The sequence below is a fragment of the Chamaesiphon sp. genome (genome assembly GCF_041737865.1).
Classification (GTDB): domain Bacteria; phylum Cyanobacteriota; class Cyanobacteriia; order Cyanobacteriales; family Chamaesiphonaceae; genus Chamaesiphon.
Genome location: NZ_JBGSQZ010000050.1, coordinates 14,326 through 34,319 on the forward strand (window position 1 = coordinate 14,326; position 19,994 = coordinate 34,319).

The window sequence follows — 19,994 nt, forward strand, 5'->3', positions numbered from 1 at the left end:
ATTATTCTACAACTTTGAGTTCATCTTCAAAAAACCAGGTACTAGTTTTATCCTCAAATTCCACGACAGCACCGACACCGCTACCATCAGTCATTTTGAACTCTTTAACTGTACCTACTTTACCTAGTTTACTCACAACGCCGTCCGATACCCGATCTCTGAGGCGATAAACTTTGACTTGTTGACCGATTTCCATTGAACTTAAACTTCTACAGGTAATTTTCTTCATTCCACAGTTTACCAGCAATTCTAGGCTCAGATTAACTTGCTTCGATCTGGAGATCGGACTACTCACATCTTGCACCAGCGGCTCGCGCTCTGGAGGTTCCCTCCAGATTGAGCGAGACAAGACAGTACATAAAAGCTAGCGAAATTTGCACCAAACTAGCAATTATTACCTGAAAACTACCCTCTACCCTCTCAATACTAGTAACTTTGTTTTGATGCAAGATGTGAGACTACTTCCTGCCGTGTGACAAATTAGATGGTGGAGAGTGTACTAGGTCGGCAACTCATCGATCGCGTGATTAGTGCGTGGAATATGTCAGACTATTAAAATATCTCATTGTGGCAATCGACTTATGACTACTAGACGCAACTTCCTCTATCTCGTGAGTGCAGGTACCACAGCCACTTTTTTTGGAAGTGCTACTGCTAGGGCTTGGGCGACTCCGGCGGTCGCAACCGCCACGACAACGGATGTCTTTAGGGTGCCACCATTAACGTATGATTACAATGCACTAGAGCCACATATCGACGCGGCGACGATGAAATTTCATCATGATAAGCATCACGCTGCTTATGTTAAAAATTTGAATACTGCGGTAAATAAATACCCACAGCTCAAAACTAAAACTGTCGAACAGCTACTAACCAATCTCGACAAATTACCTAAAGATATTCAAACCACAGTTAGAAATAATGGTGGCGGACATTTAAACCATAGTATGTACTGGCAAATTATGGGGCCAAAAGCTGGTGGCGCGCCTACTGGAGCGATCGCGACAGCTATTACAACTCAATTTGGTTCATACGATACTTTCAAAACCCAATTTAACGAGGCAGGTACAAAGTTATTTGGTAGTGGTTGGGTCTGGCTAGTAACCGATCGCAACAAGCTCAAAATTATGACAACACCTAATCAAGATAGTCCAATTTCTCAGGGTTTATATCCGATTATGGGAAATGATGTTTGGGAACACGCTTATTATTTAACATACCAAAATCGTCGTCCTGAGTATTTAGCTGCTTGGTGGAATGTGATTAATTGGACTGAAGTAAATAATCGATTCGATCGCGCTCTAAAAGTTTAGACTAATGTCTCTGTGCAAGAGGATCGAATCAAACTCGATCCTCTTGCACAGAGGCTACTTGTACTGTTGGCGTTAGCCTGCCGTATGCAATGCGAAGTCGAAGTACGCCAACAAGATGAGATTAATTCACCATCATGAACAGCCAAGATTTAGCTAAATACATCGAACAAACAGACGGCATGGGTAAATCCTGGCTACTGGTGCAGTTACGTCTACAGCAGCTAGCAGAAGCCAAGCTAGATCTATCGCCAGAAGAATATGTCCTGAGACTAGAAGATATTCACCAAGATATGATGAATCTAGGTGAATGGTGGGTAGGAATCGAAAAAGAAGTATTCTAGCGCAGTTTCTTTTAATTAGTTGATAGTTGATAGCGATTCGCCATCCTCGGCAGAGCCGAGGAGCGCGAATCAAGACAGCGAAATCATTAAGACGGATATTTCAACTGACAACTGTTTACTCAACTTTTTGATTGAGTGACTTATACGATTGCTCTTTTTCAATCCAATCGCGACCGAGTTTAATCGTCACATCAGAATATAAATTGCCTGAACTATCGACTTTGACTTCCCCAAATCCCAAAATTTTCGATAGACCTTCGGCGACCTCAGGGTTGCCTTTTTGAGCAATAAATTGACTAGTATCTAAGTCTTCTTTGAGTTTGAGATTGGTGTCGATGTGGACGTTTTGATAACCTGCTGTGTTCAAGCGTTTGACGAGTCTAGCGGTAGCATCGGGGAAGTGACTGGTATCTTGAATATTTACCCGCAGATTTTTGGCTTTAGGTTGCTCTAGAGAAATTATCCCGTGGTCGAAGTAACGTCCCATCATATTTTGGATGCCTTTCTCATCGGGAAGCCAGTAACTAGTGCCGTGTTTGCCATCACCATTGTAGTCACCTGGCATCATCAGCATTTGCATTTTGGATTTGCCATTTTGCATCGAGAAACCTCCCAGTGCTAACAACTCTTCGACAGTGAGATTGGTGTCAACGTGGGATTGAATCACGGAAAATAGTTGCGGAATCCTGGCAATCGTCATCGGATTGAGCGACTGTTCTAGCAATGCCTTGACTACCATCTGTTGGCGTTGCATCCGACCGATATCACCATTAGCATCGTGACGATAGCGGAGCAAGCCCACTAGCTTTGCTCCATCGAGATGCTGTTTACCAGCCTTGAGATTGATATAAAAATGTTGGGAGTCGTCCTGATACTTGATATCTTTGGGTACCGTCACGGTGACACCACCGAGTTCATCGACGAGTTTTACAACACCCATATTATTGAGGCGGATGTATCGATCGATCGCCACTCCACCCAAAACCTTACTGACTTCCCTAGCTGCTGCTGCTGGCCCACTTTCATGGTCTACAGCGTTGATCTTCTCTGTGCCACGTCCAGTTCGTTCGATTTTGGTATCGCGAGGAATCCCCAAAAAGATCGTCCGTTTGGTTTGAGGGTCAAATCGGAGCAACATGATCGTATCCGATAAGCCGTCTAGAGTGTCAACTTCAGCATCATAGCCAGTTTTTTTTCGATCTCTACCATCGCTATTTTTGACATCGGAGAGATTAGTTTTGATGCCCAACAGCAGGATGTTGACTGGTTTGGAGACTTCGGGTACCTGTAATATACTCCGCGAAAAAGCTTCTTTGCCATTTTGCCTAAAAAATGCGTCATCCACTGCTGAGAGCGCGCGTTGTTGCAACGGTGCCGAAGTCAGTGAGACGGCTAAAAAAGCCCCCGCAGCAGCCGAAGATGCACCAATGATCCCCATGCCTAACCACGTCCATAACGGCATTTTTCGCCGCTTTTTGGCTGGCTGACGCTGCACCATTTGCGGGTTGGGTTTAGTTGACCTGGGGCGATGCTGATTTCCTTTTCTAGCGTCCACTTTACTCACGATTTAATAGGGGTTGGTGGGTTTGAATCATCGCGGTGCGATGGTTGGACTCGATCTAGTCGAAGTGTCAATGTAAGGTATCGGCTCTACCGAATCTTGTCTGCTAAGACACTAAATCCAGGCAATCGTAAAGATTTCTTTTGCCAGAGTAGCATCATTAGCCACAAACTAGCGATAAAGTAGCTAGAAGTCGCCATACTATTGAGAAATAATAACCTCAGTCCAACGTTAGACGCTCCTGATAAATCTGCGCCAACATTTAAACTCAGGTATACACTCAGCCAGACAAAGGCAAGCATAACTGACAATCGACATACTGCTAATTGTTTGCGATCGCGTTGACGACGGTAGATTGCCCAGATCGAGGGCAATACTCCAATGACAGGTGTGAGGTAGAGAAATGTTTCTAACCTGTCGAGTGGATCTAAATTGCCTGGGTGGATCTCCGGTAACGGATCGTACACTGGTTCCTGCATCGGTGGCAATAGTGTCATGGGATGTTGTTTTAGCAATGCGGATAATTTTTCTTCATAGATCTAAAATCCCCAATTTTTACTGTTTAGTAACATCAAGCTGAAATTTCTTCAATTAAAGTCCGATCGCTGACAATCCACATTTCGGACAGCTCTATTAGACTTCCTGCGAAAGTCAGGCTTTAGGCTTTAGGCTTTAGGCTTTAGGCTTTAGGCTTTAGGCTTAGGCTTTAGGCTTTAGGCTTTAGGGGAAAATCTAGACGAAAATAATCCTAAAAAAGATGATGTTTTTACTTTCGCAGGAGGTCTATTGATTAACGGTAAATTTAATGTGTAATTTATTACATCTATCGTAATGAGTATTTTTGGTCGATCGAAGTTTAGAAACTCCATTCTCTCATTAATACTTAACCTTTTCTTAATTATTTCAGATTTGTGTTTAGATTTTGTACCTGGATAAAAATATTAGTAACAAGCATAGAAGGGTACCCACAAGGGGCACCCCTACACAATCGACTTGTAGGGGTGCCCTTCATGGGTACCCTTAGATCTACGCTTTTACTAGTCTCGATCGACTGGTGCAAGACATGGGATTACTTGGCAGGAACCGTCCACCAGGCGAGTCCATAGGCTTGGTAGGGGACATTTACAGCTTGACGAAAATGGACGCGGATTTTATATTTACCTGGATCGCGGATTTGGTGAAAGATGTGTTGGACGTTATCGACAGAACTAGTTGACGACCATAAACTGCGATCGAGTCGGTCTTCTTCGGCGCGCATCAAGTAGAGATCGAGACGATTGAGACCGCGATCTCGAAATCCTTTGCCTAGATCGTACTGTTGGTTCACGTTTGGGTCTTGTAATTCCACCAGTCGATCCCAAGTCAGGGTAATGGATACCCAACTATGCTCGGCGAGGGGTCGATCGATCGGATAATCGCGATAGGTACCACGATCGATCGCTCGATAATCCCAACCGATCGCCGGGACGGGTAATAGCGGTGGATACTGTCCGGGACTAAACTGTTGATAAGCCCGAAAAGCGTTTAATTGACCCGCACCTAACTGATAATCGAGCGGAATTTGACTGTTTTGATAAGCTTCTGATTCCGTCCAGTCACGGTTATTTTTCGCGAGGATCGTCCGTGTCATGCCTAGCCGCAACCCATCCCCAGCATCTTTAATCTTATCGGCAGAATTTAACAGCACAGCCTTCATCACCTCATGGCGGCGAGAGTCGAGACTCCAGCGACGTTGCTCCACTGGCATCTGATTTTTGGTGCGTAATTGCCGATCTCCAAATTCTTGCAACAGAGCCACTGTCCCCGTGACATGAGGAGCAGCAAAACTAGTACCGTTGACCACAATTGGTTTACCAGCCAGATTGTAGAGCTGAAGATTGCCGCCTGGAGCCACCAAACCGATCGATCTCCGATTACCGACATTTACTTCCCGATCCTCAATACTTTTGGCGGTTCCAGTCGGTATTTCGCTCAGATTTGCAAAATCTAATTTACGATAAATACCCTGACGAAGATTGGAATAGGCGACATTAATCCCGTTATAGTTATCCGTTGGGATCGAAATTCCGCCCTTACCCTGGTTTCCAGCTACCAGATACACCACATTATGAACTCGCGCCGACCAATCCAGACACTGAGTAAATAGCGCGTTGCCATCTAATTTCGCCATTGGACGCGGATCGCGCTCCAGTGGCTCCCCAAAGCTCAAATTAATCGCCCGCACGTCTCCACTATTCTGGTTGGCGATATGTTGGATCGAGAGGCATTCTTCCGGCTGTCCGCTGTCTTTGGGAATGCCGACAGCAGTTGAGTAGAGCCGCGCATCAGGAGCGACTCCAGGAAATCTTTTATCGTGACTGATCATCACTGCTGCCACCATCGTCGCGTGTTGTTCGACATTTTTGTTGGCTTTAGCAGCACCATCTTGATAAAAGATTTGTTCGAGCTTGAATTTGGGCTGTTGAGCGGCTTTATCCCAGCCAAACTGACTCGGACGTCCAACTTCTACTTGCCCGATCGCAATTTTTTTGCCTGTGAGATTGTAGGGAGACTGATGCAAGATCAGGGCATCAATTCCGGCACTACCGACAGAATTGGCTGTAGGTAATGCCCAACTAGGTGTGATGATACTCACGATCGCCGCCCCGATGACGATCCGCTGCCAATGTTTATTTAACAAGTTACCCCGTATTTCGATCGAATATTCGCTAGATTACACTATCAAACCCCAACTCCCAACTTTCTACATTTTGTTACAGTATTGCCAGTTTTAGCCAAAATTATCGCAAACTGTAAACAGTTAAAATCCCTGTGTCTGGAGGAATCTCTCATGTCTGATACTCAAGTTTTCGTGGCTTTAGCCATCGCGCTCATTCCTGGTCTATTGGCATTACGACTATCAACTGAATTATATAAATAAATAGTCAGTCTTCTAGCATAGAGGCGACACCAACGAGCTGGTTACTCTGTTGGTGTAGTCTCTGGCAAATGAGCATCGATCGCTACCCTCTACCCTCGACCCTCTACCCCCTACCCTCTACCCCCTACCCTCTCCTAAATAAAATCGAAACTTTTTGACAGAATTGATGTGACAAGTCGTATAATAAACAAAATTTCTATTTGGGTACACTAGGTCTGATGAACGCACTACCTTCTTTCGAGCCGCCACAGCATCCGTCGCAACGAAACCAAGCTAATGTTGGGCAACAGCCATTAGAAACAGCAGTACCGACATCCCCACCATTGCGATCGCGTCTCCAACATTTCCATCCAGCGGCGAAGTCCACACGGCTCAAATCCAACCCCACTTATGCTCATCGTCGTCAGGGGTTGGAAGTAGTCACCAAATTAGTTACTTATTCAACCTTATCGATTTTCGGAATGGTGACTTTAGTCAACTCAATCGGTTATAACTGGTCGCAACGAAATAAACTCCAGCACATCACGATCGAATTGCAAGATGCTAAAGTGCGAACTGAAAAAGTTCAAAGTAAGTTTAGTCGCTCGTTTGCCCCAGAATCACAAACAGGTATGATGCAGGAAAATAGCTATAAAGTCGCACCCGATCGACTCCAGATTTTTCTCGTCAACCCCAATCCAGATCGTCCTCAACCCAAGCCTGCTCAAGCCAATCCTCATTCCTAAGTTCAATTAATTGATAATTGATAATTGATAATTATCAATTAATCGAACGAGTTGATGGTTGGAGAGTACTAGTAAAATCGACTGGTGTGGGATTGGTATTGGGGCTATTGAGCCAGAGTTGCCCTTGCAATCTGGGGTTAATTATAGTGCTTTTGGCGATCGATCCAGCCAGCCGTAATTGTGAGGGGGAACAGAGCGTCGCTGGTAACATCCCACTCACATCTAGTTGTCGAACATTCAATCGACCTGAAAGTGTCGGGCGACTGGTAAGATCTTGGCGATCGCTCGTCAGACTAGCATTAAGATAAATCCCAGACTGTTGAAGTCTGAGAAAAAGCTGTTTGTCTCGAAGACAGCCAGGTAAACTGGGCGCACTAATTAGATAATTACCAGCAACAGCGATCGGTGCTTTGATATTGGCTTCCCCATAGCTAGTAACAATTTGAAAAAAACCGATCGCACTACCAATCGCTAGGATATATATATAAACCGATCGATTTAGCTGAAAAAAGATTCATCTCGTCCCAGTAGGGTGGGGAGTGCCCATCAGCTAAGTTTCATCAGCACTACTTAAATATTAAGCAATCTACACCGATCGTCTGAGCTGACGATCCGAAAAGTCACAGCTTAAATCCCGATCCCTAAACCCTAAACCCTAACACCTAATACCTAAAGCCTTTCTAAAGCCAAGCTGCTGCTTCAGACCAGCCTAAGCCCTGTCGAATCACTTCGGGAGGGTCAATTGTCATATCCAATATTGTCGAGCCTTCTAGCCCTGGTTCGGAGCCATCATCGATGATAATATCGACCAATTTATCCAATCGATCGAATAATCTCGCTTTTTCTATTTCCATCGGCTCATCATCATCATCTTGAATATGTGCGGATGCCGAAATGACTGGGTTGCCTAAGTTCTCTAGCAAGATTTGACAGAGGGTGTGTTTGGGTACTCTAATTCCAGTAGTTTTGCGTTTGGGATCTTGGACGAGTTTGGGGACGAGTTTAGTGGCTGGCAAAATAAATGTGTAAGTACCAGGAATCAAATGTTTCATCAACCGATAGGCGGGATCGGAGACGTTGGCATATTCCGAAATATTTGATAAAGATTGACACAAAAAAGTCAAAGGTTTGTCATTAGACATCCGCTTGATCTGACGGACTCGATCGACTGCAATCTTTGATTTGAGATCGCAGCCGATCGCGTACACTGTATCTGTGGGATAGAGCATCACCGCACCATTGCTCAATGCCGCCACAATCTCATCGATCCGTCTTGTCTGCGGTGTCTGAGGGTGAACTTCGTAGATAGTAGCCATGTTTAGACAGTTGATAGTTGATAGTTGACAGCGTTGAGAGTCAGTAGCGATCGATCTCTATACTGTGTTGGAGCAGGTATTCGTAGGTGCGATCGAAGCTCCGGCGTAGCAATTATTCGCCAAACGGTTAGATAATTAGATTATTAGCCGACATCTGTGCGATCGGTACTAATTGCAATTAATCGTTAAATCAGCAACCCAATTTCTAATTCTCAAATGATTAAAATCGCCTATTTAGAATGCCAAACTGGAATCGCTGGCGATATGTGTTTGGGTGCATTAGTCGATGCTGGCGTACCTGTAGCATATCTAAACTCGCAGCTCGATCGATTGGGCATTGCTACTGAGTACAAGCTCTGGGCGGAAAAAGTTCATCATAACGGGCAAATTGCTACCAAAGTACACGTAGATCTGACGGCGATTCATTCATCGATCGAACATCCCCACGACCATCCTCATCCAGTGAGCGTTGGTGCAGCTCCCGTGGAGGAGCGAGAACATAACCACGACCATGACCATCATCCCACACCAGTTAGCATTGTAGCCAATTCCGACCACCATCATCATCACCATCATTACGATACCCCCCAACGGAATCTCCCCCAAATCGAAAAGCTGATTAGTGCGGCAAATCTGCCCGCTAGGGCGACACAATGGAGTTTGGACGTTTTTCGTCAACTCGCGATCGCTGAGGGCGCGGTGCACGGCATCGACCCATCTGAGGTGCATTTTCATGAAGTCGGGGCTGTAGATGCGATCGTCGATATCGTCGGTACCTGTTTGGGCTTGGATTATCTGGATATTGCCAAAATCTACTGTTCGCCATTACCCACAGGTGGCGGGACAGTTCGGGCGGCGCATGGGATTTTGCCCGTACCCGTCCCGGCGGTGCTCAAATTATTTTCATCTCGTCAGGTGCCAGTATATAGCAATGGGATCGATCGAGAGCTAGTCACGCCTACAGGTGCGGCGATTGCCGTCACTATGGCGACTGAATTTGGCACAGCTCCAGCGATGCAGCTTCAACAGATCGGCTTGGGTGCAGGCACGATCGAGTTACCAATTCCCAATATTTTACGCCTATGGTTGGGCACTGAAACAACATTGGTTGCATCCTCACCCGTGCGCCCAGAATATCTAGAAACGATCGAAGTATTAACCACCCAAATCGACGATCTAAATCCTCAAGCGATCGGCTATATCTTCGATCTATTATTTAAAGCTGGGGCTGTCGATGTATTTACCCAACCAATTGGGATGAAAAAATCTCGATCGGGAATATTACTCACAGTTATTTGTCCAAGCGATCGATCTAGTGAATGCGAACAAATTATCTTTAAACAGACGAGTACATTAGGTATCCGCCGCACTCAACAAACTCGATCGATCCTACCCAGAGAAATCCAATCTGTCGTGACTAAATATGGAACGGTACGGGTAAAAGTTGCGCGTAATAATTTAGTTAATGATGATTCGATCGTCAATGTTCAACCTGAATATGATGACTGCGCTGCGCTCGCCCAAGAGCACCAAATACCTTGGCGAGAAGTTCATCAGTTAGTATTACTGGCTTGGTATAATTTAAATAAATAAGAGATAATTTACATGTCAGAAGAAAGATTCGATCGCATAGAAGCACAAATCAGTGAATTGCGCGAACTGATCCAGGCAAATATGGCTGTGACACAGCGAAATCTGGCTGCAATGGAGCAAGATATAACTGCTGTCAAGCAAGATGTAACTGCTGTCAAACAGAATACGAATGCTACCCGTGAAGATATTGGTTCCTTGCGTCAGCGAGTCGATAGTATTGAAGGTACGGTAGTAATCGCAATCCGTGATGGTTTTAATTCATTCCGCAATTACATTGACGATCTGAATTACGATCTGGCAGAAATCGAGCGGAAGGTAGGAGATAACGATCGCAAACATCGCCGACTCAATCGTAGAGTTGCACGATTAGAACGAAAGGAAGAAGAAGGGTAGATAGTTGACAGTTGATAGTTGATGTAGCAGTCCTCGTAAGAATACTGTAGGGTGTGTTATCGCGAAGCGTAACGCACCAGAGCCAATGTAAATCTCATGAATCATTTAGGATTGCCATAGTTGATAGTTCCATGGAGTTTCCCTCTAGATCTTGCTATAACCAGACGAGGTTTTTAGGGTGAGGATATGACTCATGCCGTGGCAACAGCTTTGGGTTAGTTCCGAGTCACTACCTACGGTATACTGGTATGACTGGACAAATCTAACAAAATTCTTGGGAATCGACCTCCGCAGTTACGTTTTTATCGATCGCCTGCAACGCCAACATGCCGCATATTTGGGTACTGAGGCTCAGGGCTTTTTGCCATTGCCATCTGATTCCTCTTTGTGGATCGAAGTGTCGCCTGGGGTCGAAATCAACCAGATGATGGACATCGCGCTCAAATCTGCACAGGTAAAACCAGGCGTGCAAATCATCGAGCGATTGTATGGATTGATGGAAATCCATGCTAGTAGTCAGGGTGATGTTCATGCCGCAGGACGTGCAATTTTGGAGTATTTGGGAGTACGTCAGTCTGATTGTCTCAAGCCACGCGTCATTTCGAGTCGGATTATTCGGAATATTACCGCCCATCACACCCAGATGATCAATCGCAGTCGGCGGGGTAATATGATCCTCGAAGGGCAAACCCTGTATGTATTGGAAGTAGAACCAGCCGCATACGCAGCCATCGCGGCGAATGAGGCGGAGAAGGCAGCAACGATTAATATCCTCCAAATCTCGGCAGTAGGCGTGTTTGGGCGGCTCTATCTGGGTGGAGAGGAGCGGGACATCAAGGCGGCTGAGTCGGGAATTCTCGCTGCACTGGAGAGTTTACCAGGTCGTCCATTTCCAGATCGAGCCAAGCAGGAGTAGGAAATGGGTGTGAGTGCGGATGAGGTATTGCGGCGTGGTGCAGTCGCCTGGTTGGAGTGGCGTCGGGTGGAAGTGCCAGACTTGAGCGATGCTAAATTAATCGGGATGAATCTCCGTGGAGCGGATCTGCACGATCTCAATTTGCGCCGAGCGGATTTAAGTGGTGCTAAACTAATAGCCGCGAATCTGAGGGGGGCAAATCTCACCAATGCGATCCTGGATGGTGCAGATTTGGTAGATGCAAATTTACGATCGATCGAAGCCATTACCGCTAGCGCGACAGGTGCCGATTTTCGCCGCGCCAATCTAGCAGATGCCAATCTGATGGGTAGTAATTTCACTGCTGTCGATCTGCGGGATGCCAATCTAGCTGCTGTAAATGCGATCGCGATCGATCTCACGTCAGCGAGGTTGCGGGGTGCAGATCTCGATCGGATTAATTTACATCGCGCTACCCTTTGTTATACAGATTTAGTTCAAACTAATTTAGCTGATGCAGATCTGAGTCAAGCGATCCTAACTGAAGCTGAATTGGGTGGGGCACACTTATATCGAGCCAACTTTACCCAAGCACGGCTGAGTCGATCGCATTTAGTCAGTGTTTATGCGGCTGTGGCTAATTTCGATCGAGCAAATTTGACTAAGGCGGATCTATCTTGGGCACATCTGACAAAAGCTAGCTTTACGAAGGCAATCCTCCACGGTACCAATCTACGCGGTGCTAATCTATCCGGTGCTAATCTCGCGGGTGCTAGTCTAGCTGGGGCAGATCTGACTGGGGCAAATCTCAGCTATGCCAATCTTGGTGGTGCGGTATTCGAGTGTGCCAACTTAACTGACACATTATTTACAGGTGCGATTTGGTAGGGTGTTGGGTGATGGTACCTGCTGTGGATACCTCGATCGATCGCACCCTGCATCAATATATATCTTTAAGGCTCGTGATAAGCAAATCGGTAAACGATTAGAACTTGAGTCGGCTAGATTTCATTTTCGATGTTGCTCTACCCCCCAACCCCCTGATAGAAATCATTTGAGTTCTTCTTTCTTGTCGGTTTTTTTATTCGGAGGGAACCTCCGAATAAAACCGCCGCTAGTGGGGTAGGGCGGGTTCGTTCAACATCTAACAGCAAACTCGGTATTGGCTAGCATAAACCCGCCCCTACAGATCTATAGTATCGAGCCATATACATTTTCATAGATCGCCCGTAGGGGCGGGTTTATGCTAAAAATTCTCGCCTATTATTACCAAATCAGAACAAACCCGCCCATCCTCACTAATATCTGTAGATCGATTCCTTCTCAAAAGATCTCAAATGGTTTCGATCGGGGAGGGCTGGGGTGGGGTAAAGGACTACGCAGCAACTCAAATAACTTGTCGATCGAGCGGCACTGAAAACTTTAGAGTCGTTTTGTTATTCTGGGTGAAATTTGGGAACAATAGCTATGTGAGTGTAAAAAGTGACTCTAAATCCCAGCGGCGATCTCAATCGCATCCAGATCGCTTGTTTGTACCTAGTAAGTAGTTAGACATAATTAATTACACAAGATTTTGCTTGAACATCTTCCAAGTAAAAGATTTGAGAATTGCCAGTGTGTAATTACTTCTGTACAGGTACTTATATTGATAGAGTATCCGTAAAAGATTATTTTTATGGTGATTTTAAGGAGATCGGTTGTGAGTCTAAGCTACTCAAACTATCCATCTTTTTAAGGTATAAGCATCTCGCTGAGAATTTGCAGTAAAACACTGGTATAACAGAATGGTTCAAAGTAGTCAAAGATCGGTAGGACTTAGCTTTAAGGATTTGATCTTTCATTTGAAAGATATTAAATCTCAATCGCTGAGTGGGAATCTCATTGTTAAAGTAGCTCCAAATCTAAATTGGACGTTCTCATTTCGGCTGGGACGGTTGGGCTGGGTTGATGGTGGGATCGAGCCACTCAGTTGCTGGCAGAGAAATCTGAGTCTAGCTCAACTAAATCTTCCACCCGAAAAACTAGCCCAAGTCAATAATCCTCATACAACTTCGTTAGATTCAAATATATTAGCAGAGCTATTAGTTGAAGAATCGATCGATCGTCAACAATGTGCCGATCTGGTTGCTAGGATGACAATTGAAAACTTATTTGATATCATTCAATTTAGTCAACAGAGTGGTAATCGTTTAGCTTATCAATTTCATCAGACTGGAGCTGGCAATGCTCAACTAAATCTAGTATTACCATTACTGGAGATCGAGCCGATTCTGACTAAATCGATTCAAAGGTGGCAGGAATGGTCGAATGTAGGGTTAGCGGTATACGCACCTAGTCTATTTGCAATTGTTTCTAATTCGCTTGAAGTTTCGCAATTAGTCGATAATTCCGAGCTACATCATACCGTTTTGTCGATCGATGGCAATCGCTCTCTTCGCAGTCTAGCCCTCAATAATCGTCAATCTGTACTAGATTTTACTAGTACCATTTTACCATTACTGCGATCGGGATTTATTAGTTTATCAGCTCAACCAAGATCGAGATTGAGTAAGCCGAATCCTGCGGATCTAAGTAATCCATTGAGTGGTAATTTTAGCGGGCAAATGAGTAATTCTAGCTCCGTTAACAAGATTTCAGTCAAGCAGGCACCTTTGATTGCTTGTATCGATGATAGCATCTTGATTTATCAATCTCTAGAGAGAATTCTGACCGAGCATGGCTATCGTTCTTATGGAGTTCAAGATCCACTCAAAATTATGCCGAGCTTGATTAGAAATAAACCAGATTTTATCTTTCTAGATTTATTAATGCCAATTACTAACGGCTATGAAGTATGCGAACAAATCAGAAAAACTCCGAGTCTAAAACATATCCCAGTAATTATTTTGACTGGTAAGGATGGGTTGATCGATCGAATGCGATCGAAAATGGTCGGTGCAACTGGCTTTCTCGGTAAACCAGTCGAGTCGGAGTCAGTTCTAAAAATGATTGAAAAATATATTAGTGTAAGTAGATAGTCATGACGATCCAAGATGAAAAAAAATTAAGCTAGAAATACGATAATTATTTTGAATGGTAAGGATCGATCTAATCCGATCGAGAATATTCTGAAAAGGTGCTCAGAATCGAGTCAGAGTCAGTTGTAAACATAAGCTATAAATTTGGTTTAGGTAGGTAATTATGAGTCACATTTTGATTGTTGAAGATAGTAAGCTAGAAGCAGACAAACTTAAAAAATGTTTGGAAGGGCAAGGATTTTCTATTCTGGTGGTAACTAGTGGTGAAGAAGCAGAAATTAGACTAAAAACTTTTAAGCCAAATTTAATCGTGCTGGATGTGATTTTGCCAGGAGAAAGCGGATTTGAACTATGTCGCAAGCTCAAAGCGGAAGTAGCAACTCAAAATATTCCAGTAGTTATTTATTCAACTAAGGATAAAGAGATCGATCGAACTTGGGGCGATATGAGTGGTGCTGATGCTTATCTGAGCAAAGCAGTAGATGAACCAACGTTAATCCAGACGGTTAATCGATTAATCCGTTGAACCAATCTCATGAATTATTAATTATGAGCCATAAATTATGAATCAAGTTATCGATCGAGGATCGCCAGATCGAGCCAGTCAATTATTAATCCAGAAAACCGACGCGAGTGTAAATAATCAACGATTTTTAGGTTTCACGATCGGCGATAGTTTGAATGCCTTAATTCCCCTAGCCGATTTACAGGCGACGATTAAGATTTCAATACCGGAAATCTTGCCAGTTCCCCAAATGAATGAATCACTATTGGGCATTATTAATTATGGAGGTAAAGCTACGTGGGTTCTAGATTTGGCTCATCTGATGGGCGGATCGTGCTATCTCAATACACCTGAAGTTTCGACTGGAATGGGTATGCTATTTCAGGTGCAAAACGAAACCGTAGCACTACTAATCGATCGAGTCGGCACGATCGAAACTTACGATCTCCAGCAATCTTTACCGATTGGCGAGGCAATGTTTACCGATCGAATCAGATTATTTTTAGCTGGTTATTTTATCGATGCCGAGCAAAAGTCGCGGGTAGTTATCGATCTCCGTCAAGTAGTTAATTCGCTCAGTGCCGTTAGTGATGTGGCTGTCCCCGAATGACGTGCCACTAGAGATAATTACGATTGATTAGTTACAAAAAGTTAGCAATTAAAATTATTACAAATGTTAAAAAATCTATTTGGTTCGGCAGATGAGCGACAAGATAAAGCAGCAGAACTGCTCAATACCGTCCCCCCAGCACCAGACAAACAACCAGCCAACCCAGATCGAGCTATGACTAATACTACTGCCAAACAGCAACTATTATCGATTCTCCAAGATACCCAAGTTAAACTAGAGAATTCCAATAATCCTAACTCCGAACCTCTCCGCCAAAATCTCCGCAAAGCGAGAGAATTAGCCGGATTTTTGACAGTTGCGAGTAATACTCCTGCTCCCACGCCTACTGTAGGAATTGATGCCGATCGAGTCTATCAAGTTGCCACTAGAATTAGACAAGCTACGTCACCGATGGCGGCATTCACTAGTGCAGTTGCTGAGATCAAAACATTACTAAATGCCGATCGCGTCCTGATTTATCAATTGACTGGGGCGAGTACGGGTCGTGCGATCGCCGAGGCCGTCCAAGTCGGCTTGACACCGACGCTAAATGTTGAAATTCCCCAGATTGGCTTTGGCTTTGAGCAATTCACCGACGATCGTTCCCAACGGGTGATGGCTTTGATTAATAGCGAAACTAGCCCTTATCAAAAACAAATTTTAGACCAGTATCAAGTGCAGGCGACTGTCACCGTACCGATTTTAATTAACGGTTACTCCGCAGCCACCGATAGCTATAGCTTGGGTCGCGTGTGGGGTTTATTGGTCGTTCACCAATGCGATCGCCCCCGCACCTGGTCGGAAGCGGAAACTGCTTGCTTGTCGCAATTATCCCTCGAACTCACACTGGCAGTCCAGCCCAATCAACCTCTACTGCAATTATCCCAACGCCGCGATTTGCTAGCCGCGATCGAGGTTGAAGCCCAGGAAGTGATGCAGACTACACTCGACCAGATCCGCCACAATCTGCAAGCCGATCGAGCGATGGTCGTCGCTTACAATCCTGACTGGAGTAGTAATGTCATCGCCGAATCTGTCGGTGTCAGCTGGGCGAAAGCGGGTAACTCGCTAGATTTGGATTACTCAATTAACAACGAGAATTACAAGCCCTATTACGTCGTTAATGATATCGCCGCCAAAGGATTCGATCGCTGCTTATTAGAATCCCTCGAACCGCTGCAAATGAAGGCGTACATCATTGTCCCCGTCTTGAAAAATAACCAATTATTGGGGATGCTCGGTGTCTACCAAAACTCTGGCGCGCGCAACTGGCAAGAGTCCGAACTCCAAGCCATGCTTGACTATGCCAAAAGTTTTGGCTTCCCGATTCAGCAAACCACCAGCCGCCGCCTGGCTCAGTTTCAGACCAAGAAAATGGAAGAACGGCTCCAACGCGAGCGGGGACTGTCCAAACTCCAAGAGCGGCTCCGCAGTGCCAAAGATGAGAAAACCGTCTTCCAAGTTGCCACTCAAGATGGGCGCAAACTGCTCTGTAGTGACAGGCTGGCAATTTATCAATTCGATGCTGATTGGAGTGGGCGATTCATCGCCGAATCCGCTGCACCTGGTTGGATTGACTTAATCGAAACCGTCCATATCGTTCAAGATACCTTCCTCCAACGGACTGAAGGCGGACGCTACAAAGATGGTGAATGCTTTGCTGTAGATGATATCTACACTGTCGGACACCAAACTTGCCACGTCCAACTGCTCGAACAATTTGAAGCTAGAGCGTATATGCTCGCGCCGATCTTTGGCGCAAATCGCAAATTGTGGGGACTGATTGGTGCTTATCAAAACTCTGGCGTCCGCAAGTGGCAAGAAGAAGAAATCGAAACCCTCCGCCAAATGGGGCTACAAGTCGGGATTGCGATGGAGCAAATCGACTATATCAAACAACTCCAAAAACGCGCCGAGCAAGAACAAACCATCAATCGGATTGCCGACAAAATTCGGCAATCTCTAGTCGTCGATGATGTCTTTACCAGTGTTGTCCAAGAAATCCGCCAAGCATCTAAAGCCGATCGAGCTGTAGTCTATCAGTTTAACCCTGACTGGAGCGGTCAAGTCGTCGCCGAAGCCGTTGGGAGTGGCTGGGTATCACTCCTCGTCGAGCAGCCCAAAGATGAAATCCTCAGCGGAGATCGCACCAATAACGATCGCTGCGTCCTCCGCAAATGGGGGCAAATAGACAACACCGAGGGTGATACTTATCTCAAAACTAACAAGGGGGGTAAGTATGCCAAAGGTGAAAAATCCACAGCCATCGATGATATCTACACTCAAGACTTCTCTGATTGCTACGTGCAATCCCTCGAAAAATATCAAGCCAGGGCATATATCCTGGCACCGATTTTCATCGGCGATACCTTATGGGGATTATTGGGAGTTTATCAAAACGACGCTCCCCGCGTCTGGGATGTCTCCGAACGCACAGTGATCGAGCAAGTCGCCATGCAAATCGGTACCGCCCTACAACTATCCGAATACCTAGAGCGAGTCCGCACCCAAGAACGCGAACTATCGCAGAGCGTCGATCGAGAACGCGCTACTCGCCAAGAACTAGAGCAAGAGGCTCTCAAAGTCCTCAAAGCGATTAGCCCCTCCTTCCGAGGCGACCTCACCGTCCGTGCGCCCCTATCTGAAACCGAGATCGGCACGATCGCCGATGGCTACAATACCACGATTCAAAGCTTGCGAGAATTGGTACGCCAAGTCCAGACAGCCGCCGTCAGCGTCAGTAGCACCTCCAGCGAAAACAACATCCTGGTAAATAATCTCTCCGCCCAAGCCCAACAAGAACTCGAACAGCTCGATCGAGCCTCGATCCAGGTAGACTTGATGGCAGCCTCCAGCCAAGAAGTCGCCGACTTAGCTCAAAAAGTCGAACTAGTCGTCCAATCAGCCAACCGCACTGTCCAAACTGGTGACGCGCTGATGGAAAATACCGTAGAAGAGATCCTAGAGATTCGATCGACCATATCCACCACCGCCAAAAAAATCAAGCGTCTGGGTGAAACCTTCCAAAAGATTTCCAAAGTAGTCAACCTGATCGAAAACTTTGCTACCCAAACCAACCTGCTCGCGCTCAACGCTTCGATCGAAGCCACCCGCGCCGGACAATATGGTAAAGGTTTCGCAGTAGTCGCCGACGAAGTGCGCTCCCTTGCCTATCAGTCGGCAAATGCCACCACCGAAATCGAACGCCTAGTCGATGAAATCCGCATCGACACCAACGACGTCACCGAAGCAATGGAAATCGGTATCGCCCAAGTCGTACAGGGGACAAATCTAGTCAATGAAACCCGCCAAAGCTTGAGCGAGATCGTCGTTGCTACCAGTCAGATCGGTGAACTAGTCAAAGCCATCAGTCTCTCTGCTGGTAATCAAACCAAACAATCCCACAAACTGACTAAAGCCATGATTGACGTAGCTACCATCGCCAATCTCACCTCCGACAGCGCGACTCAGATTTCCGAATCTTGCCAACAGTTACTCACCACTTCGCAAGTGTTGGAGACGAGTGTGAGTCGCTTTAAGGTTGATTAGGGAGTGAATGGTGAATGGTGAATCAGTGATTAGATTTGAATGCTTGCGCGTTCTCTTTAGCATCCTTTTTAAAAAGGATGAGTACCTAAGGTACTCCGATCTCACCACCAACCATCCACTGTCTTGATTCGCTGTCTTGGATCGCTAAACCCATCGAGTCAAAGCCAAGGAGTGCGAATCACCATCCACCATCCACCATCCACCATCCACCATCCACCACTTATGACCGACGATCTAGATTTTCAAGAGTCACTCGATCGATATTTTGAGATCGAAGCGGCGGAATTGCTCCAAACGATCGAGCAAACACTATACAGTCTGGTAGAAACCAAAACGATCGAGCGCGTCCATACCCTGATGCGGGCGGCACATACCATCAAAGGTGGTGCCGCCAATTGTGGGTTCAAAACGATCGAAACGATCGCCCATCACCTAGAAGACGTCTTCCAGGCTCTCTATCCGCCCGAACTAGAAATCGACCCTCAACTAGGTTTACTGTTGATGGAGGGCTATGATTGCTTGTACGACCCCTTGAGTGCCTTACTCGCAGGCGTTCCCTACGATGAAGCAGCTACCCTCGAACGCACAGCCGAACTATTTGCCAGACTCCAGACTCATTTGGGCGACTTCTTTGGGCGCGATACCCCACTACCCACCGCCGCCGAACTAGGATTTGATGTGATCGGGTCGATTTTTACCGACAGTATCCCTCACGATCTCGAAGATCTAGCTACAGCGATCGCCAGTCAAAATACCCAGCGGGTGCATGATAGTCTCAATTCACTCGCCGAATTCTTATTAGAGTTGGGTGGTTCTTATAGCCTCCCAGGTATTGCCGCAATTGCCAAGAGTACTCTAGCTGCTCTAGAACGCTATCCAGCCAGAGTCCTAGAGCTAGCCCCGATCGTTTTGACCAATTTTCAACAAGCCCAAATCGCGATCGTCGGTGGCGATCGTTCTGTTGGTGGTGAGGTATCATCAGCATTAGCCGCTTGGACTGATGGCGATGTAGAATTAGTACCCACATCGATCGAGCCAAATAATTCATCGGAATGGGGATCGTTAGTCGATGATGAATCAACCACCGCCGCCCAATTTACCGACACCACATCTTCATCGGAATGGCTCTCATTAGTCGAGGATGAATCAGCCACCGCCGCCCAATTTACCGACACCACATCTTCATCGGAATGGCTCTCATTAGTCGAGGATGAATCAACCACCGTCGCCCAATTTACCGACACCACATCTTCATC

The 19,994-nt window shown here is 45.8% G+C and carries 19 protein-coding genes; 13 read left to right on the forward strand and 6 right to left on the reverse strand.

The window, feature by feature from the left end:
- Position 1 precedes the first annotated feature (1 nt).
- Positions 2–196 (reverse strand): DUF2862 domain-containing protein, encoded by a 195-nt coding sequence (locus ACEW9J_RS03790; RefSeq protein WP_373543827.1) that lies wholly within the window; start codon positions 194–196, stop codon positions 2–4.
- A 385-nt stretch (positions 197–581) separates the two neighbouring features.
- Between ACEW9J_RS03790 and ACEW9J_RS03795 the strand changes: the two genes are divergently transcribed.
- Together ACEW9J_RS03795 and ACEW9J_RS03800 are read left to right on the forward strand one after the other, a co-directional pair.
- Complete coding sequence (locus ACEW9J_RS03795) at positions 582–1,313, forward strand: superoxide dismutase (RefSeq protein ID WP_373543811.1); 732 nt, start codon at positions 582–584, stop codon at positions 1,311–1,313.
- A gap of 134 nt (positions 1,314–1,447) precedes the next feature.
- A complete protein-coding gene (locus ACEW9J_RS03800; RefSeq protein ID WP_373543812.1) occupies positions 1,448–1,654 on the forward strand; it encodes a hypothetical protein in 207 nt (68 codons plus the stop codon).
- A gap of 115 nt (positions 1,655–1,769) precedes the next feature.
- On the opposite strand, the gene ACEW9J_RS03805 is transcribed toward ACEW9J_RS03800, so the two are convergent.
- The 3 genes from ACEW9J_RS03805 to ACEW9J_RS03815 all read right to left on the reverse strand — a co-directional run bounded on the left by ACEW9J_RS03805 (position 1,770) and on the right by ACEW9J_RS03815 (position 5,895).
- Positions 1,770–3,152, reverse strand: coding sequence for an LCP family protein (locus ACEW9J_RS03805; RefSeq protein ID WP_373543813.1), 1,383 nt, complete (start codon positions 3,150–3,152; stop codon positions 1,770–1,772).
- Positions 3,153–3,304: 152 nt separating this feature from the next.
- Positions 3,305–3,712 (reverse strand): hypothetical protein, encoded by a 408-nt coding sequence (locus tag ACEW9J_RS03810; protein WP_373543814.1) that lies wholly within the window; start codon positions 3,710–3,712, stop codon positions 3,305–3,307.
- 572 nt (positions 3,713–4,284) lie between these two features.
- Positions 4,285–5,895, reverse strand: coding sequence for a S8 family serine peptidase (locus ACEW9J_RS03815; RefSeq protein WP_373543815.1), 1,611 nt, complete (start codon positions 5,893–5,895; stop codon positions 4,285–4,287).
- 150 nt (positions 5,896–6,045) lie between these two features.
- On the opposite strand from ACEW9J_RS03815, the gene psaM reads away from it, so the two are divergent.
- A complete protein-coding gene (gene psaM / locus ACEW9J_RS03820; RefSeq protein ID WP_310481271.1) occupies positions 6,046–6,135 on the forward strand; it encodes a photosystem I reaction center subunit XII in 90 nt (29 codons plus the stop codon).
- 218 nt (positions 6,136–6,353) lie between these two features.
- Positions 6,354–6,860 carry a hypothetical protein gene (locus ACEW9J_RS03825; protein WP_373543816.1) on the forward strand — a complete coding sequence of 169 codons (507 nt, stop codon included), beginning with the start codon at positions 6,354–6,356 and terminating at the stop codon, positions 6,858–6,860.
- Between the two features lie 34 nt (positions 6,861–6,894).
- Here ACEW9J_RS03825 and ACEW9J_RS03830 read toward each other — a convergent pair whose 3' ends face one another.
- Complete coding sequence (locus tag ACEW9J_RS03830; RefSeq protein ID WP_373543817.1) at positions 6,895–7,101, reverse strand: hypothetical protein; 207 nt, start codon at positions 7,099–7,101, stop codon at positions 6,895–6,897.
- A 439-nt stretch (positions 7,102–7,540) separates the two neighbouring features.
- On the reverse strand, positions 7,541–8,176 hold the full coding sequence (locus ACEW9J_RS03835; RefSeq protein WP_373543818.1) for an L-threonylcarbamoyladenylate synthase: 636 nt from the start codon (positions 8,174–8,176) through the stop codon (positions 7,541–7,543).
- A gap of 216 nt (positions 8,177–8,392) precedes the next feature.
- Between ACEW9J_RS03835 and larC the strand changes: the two genes are divergently transcribed.
- The 9 genes from larC to ACEW9J_RS03880 all read left to right on the forward strand — a co-directional run.
- On the forward strand, positions 8,393–9,769 hold the full coding sequence (larC, locus tag ACEW9J_RS03840; protein WP_373543819.1) for a nickel pincer cofactor biosynthesis protein LarC: 1,377 nt from the start codon (positions 8,393–8,395) through the stop codon (positions 9,767–9,769).
- Between the two features lie 12 nt (positions 9,770–9,781).
- Entirely contained in the window at positions 9,782–10,162 is a 381-nt protein-coding gene (locus tag ACEW9J_RS03845) for a hypothetical protein (RefSeq protein ID WP_373543820.1), read from the forward strand.
- A gap of 274 nt (positions 10,163–10,436) precedes the next feature.
- A complete protein-coding gene (locus ACEW9J_RS03850; RefSeq protein ID WP_373543828.1) occupies positions 10,437–11,078 on the forward strand; it encodes a hypothetical protein in 642 nt (213 codons plus the stop codon).
- A 9-nt stretch (positions 11,079–11,087) separates the two neighbouring features.
- A complete protein-coding gene (locus ACEW9J_RS03855) occupies positions 11,088–11,945 on the forward strand; it encodes a pentapeptide repeat-containing protein (protein ID WP_373543821.1) in 858 nt (285 codons plus the stop codon).
- An 896-nt stretch (positions 11,946–12,841) separates the two neighbouring features.
- Positions 12,842–14,074 (forward strand): response regulator, encoded by a 1,233-nt coding sequence (locus ACEW9J_RS03860; protein ID WP_373543822.1) that lies wholly within the window; start codon positions 12,842–12,844, stop codon positions 14,072–14,074.
- A 163-nt stretch (positions 14,075–14,237) separates the two neighbouring features.
- Positions 14,238–14,600, forward strand: a complete 363-nt coding sequence (locus ACEW9J_RS03865) for a response regulator transcription factor (RefSeq protein ID WP_373543823.1) — start codon at positions 14,238–14,240, stop codon at positions 14,598–14,600.
- A 37-nt stretch (positions 14,601–14,637) separates the two neighbouring features.
- Complete coding sequence (locus ACEW9J_RS03870; RefSeq protein ID WP_373543824.1) at positions 14,638–15,189, forward strand: chemotaxis protein CheW; 552 nt, start codon at positions 14,638–14,640, stop codon at positions 15,187–15,189.
- A gap of 63 nt (positions 15,190–15,252) precedes the next feature.
- A complete protein-coding gene (locus ACEW9J_RS03875) occupies positions 15,253–18,738 on the forward strand; it encodes a GAF domain-containing protein (RefSeq protein WP_373543825.1) in 3,486 nt (1,161 codons plus the stop codon).
- Between the two features lie 171 nt (positions 18,739–18,909).
- A partial coding sequence (locus tag ACEW9J_RS03880) for an Hpt domain-containing protein (protein ID WP_373543826.1) occupies positions 18,910–19,994 on the forward strand: 1,085 nt, incomplete at its 3' end.

Coding starts and splice junctions, on each gene's coding strand:
- ACEW9J_RS03790 (WP_373543827.1), bottom strand. CDS start 196: ATGGAAATCGGTCAACAAGTCAAAGTTTATCGCCTCAGAGATCGGGTA.
- ACEW9J_RS03795 (WP_373543811.1), top strand. CDS start 582: ATGACTACTAGACGCAACTTCCTCTATCTCGTGAGTGCAGGTACCACA.
- ACEW9J_RS03800 (WP_373543812.1), top strand. CDS start 1,448: ATGAACAGCCAAGATTTAGCTAAATACATCGAACAAACAGACGGCATG.
- ACEW9J_RS03805 (WP_373543813.1), bottom strand. CDS start 3,152: ATGGTGCAGCGTCAGCCAGCCAAAAAGCGGCGAAAAATGCCGTTATGG.
- ACEW9J_RS03810 (WP_373543814.1), bottom strand. CDS start 3,712: ATGACACTATTGCCACCGATGCAGGAACCAGTGTACGATCCGTTACCG.
- psaM (WP_310481271.1), top strand. CDS start 6,046: ATGTCTGATACTCAAGTTTTCGTGGCTTTAGCCATCGCGCTCATTCCT.
- ACEW9J_RS03825 (WP_373543816.1), top strand. CDS start 6,354: ATGAACGCACTACCTTCTTTCGAGCCGCCACAGCATCCGTCGCAACGA.
- ACEW9J_RS03835 (WP_373543818.1), bottom strand. CDS start 8,176: ATGGCTACTATCTACGAAGTTCACCCTCAGACACCGCAGACAAGACGG.
- larC (WP_373543819.1), top strand. CDS start 8,393: ATGATTAAAATCGCCTATTTAGAATGCCAAACTGGAATCGCTGGCGAT.
- ACEW9J_RS03845 (WP_373543820.1), top strand. CDS start 9,782: ATGTCAGAAGAAAGATTCGATCGCATAGAAGCACAAATCAGTGAATTG.
- ACEW9J_RS03860 (WP_373543822.1), top strand. CDS start 12,842: ATGGTTCAAAGTAGTCAAAGATCGGTAGGACTTAGCTTTAAGGATTTG.
- ACEW9J_RS03865 (WP_373543823.1), top strand. CDS start 14,238: ATGAGTCACATTTTGATTGTTGAAGATAGTAAGCTAGAAGCAGACAAA.
- ACEW9J_RS03870 (WP_373543824.1), top strand. CDS start 14,638: ATGAATCAAGTTATCGATCGAGGATCGCCAGATCGAGCCAGTCAATTA.
- ACEW9J_RS03875 (WP_373543825.1), top strand. CDS start 15,253: ATGTTAAAAAATCTATTTGGTTCGGCAGATGAGCGACAAGATAAAGCA.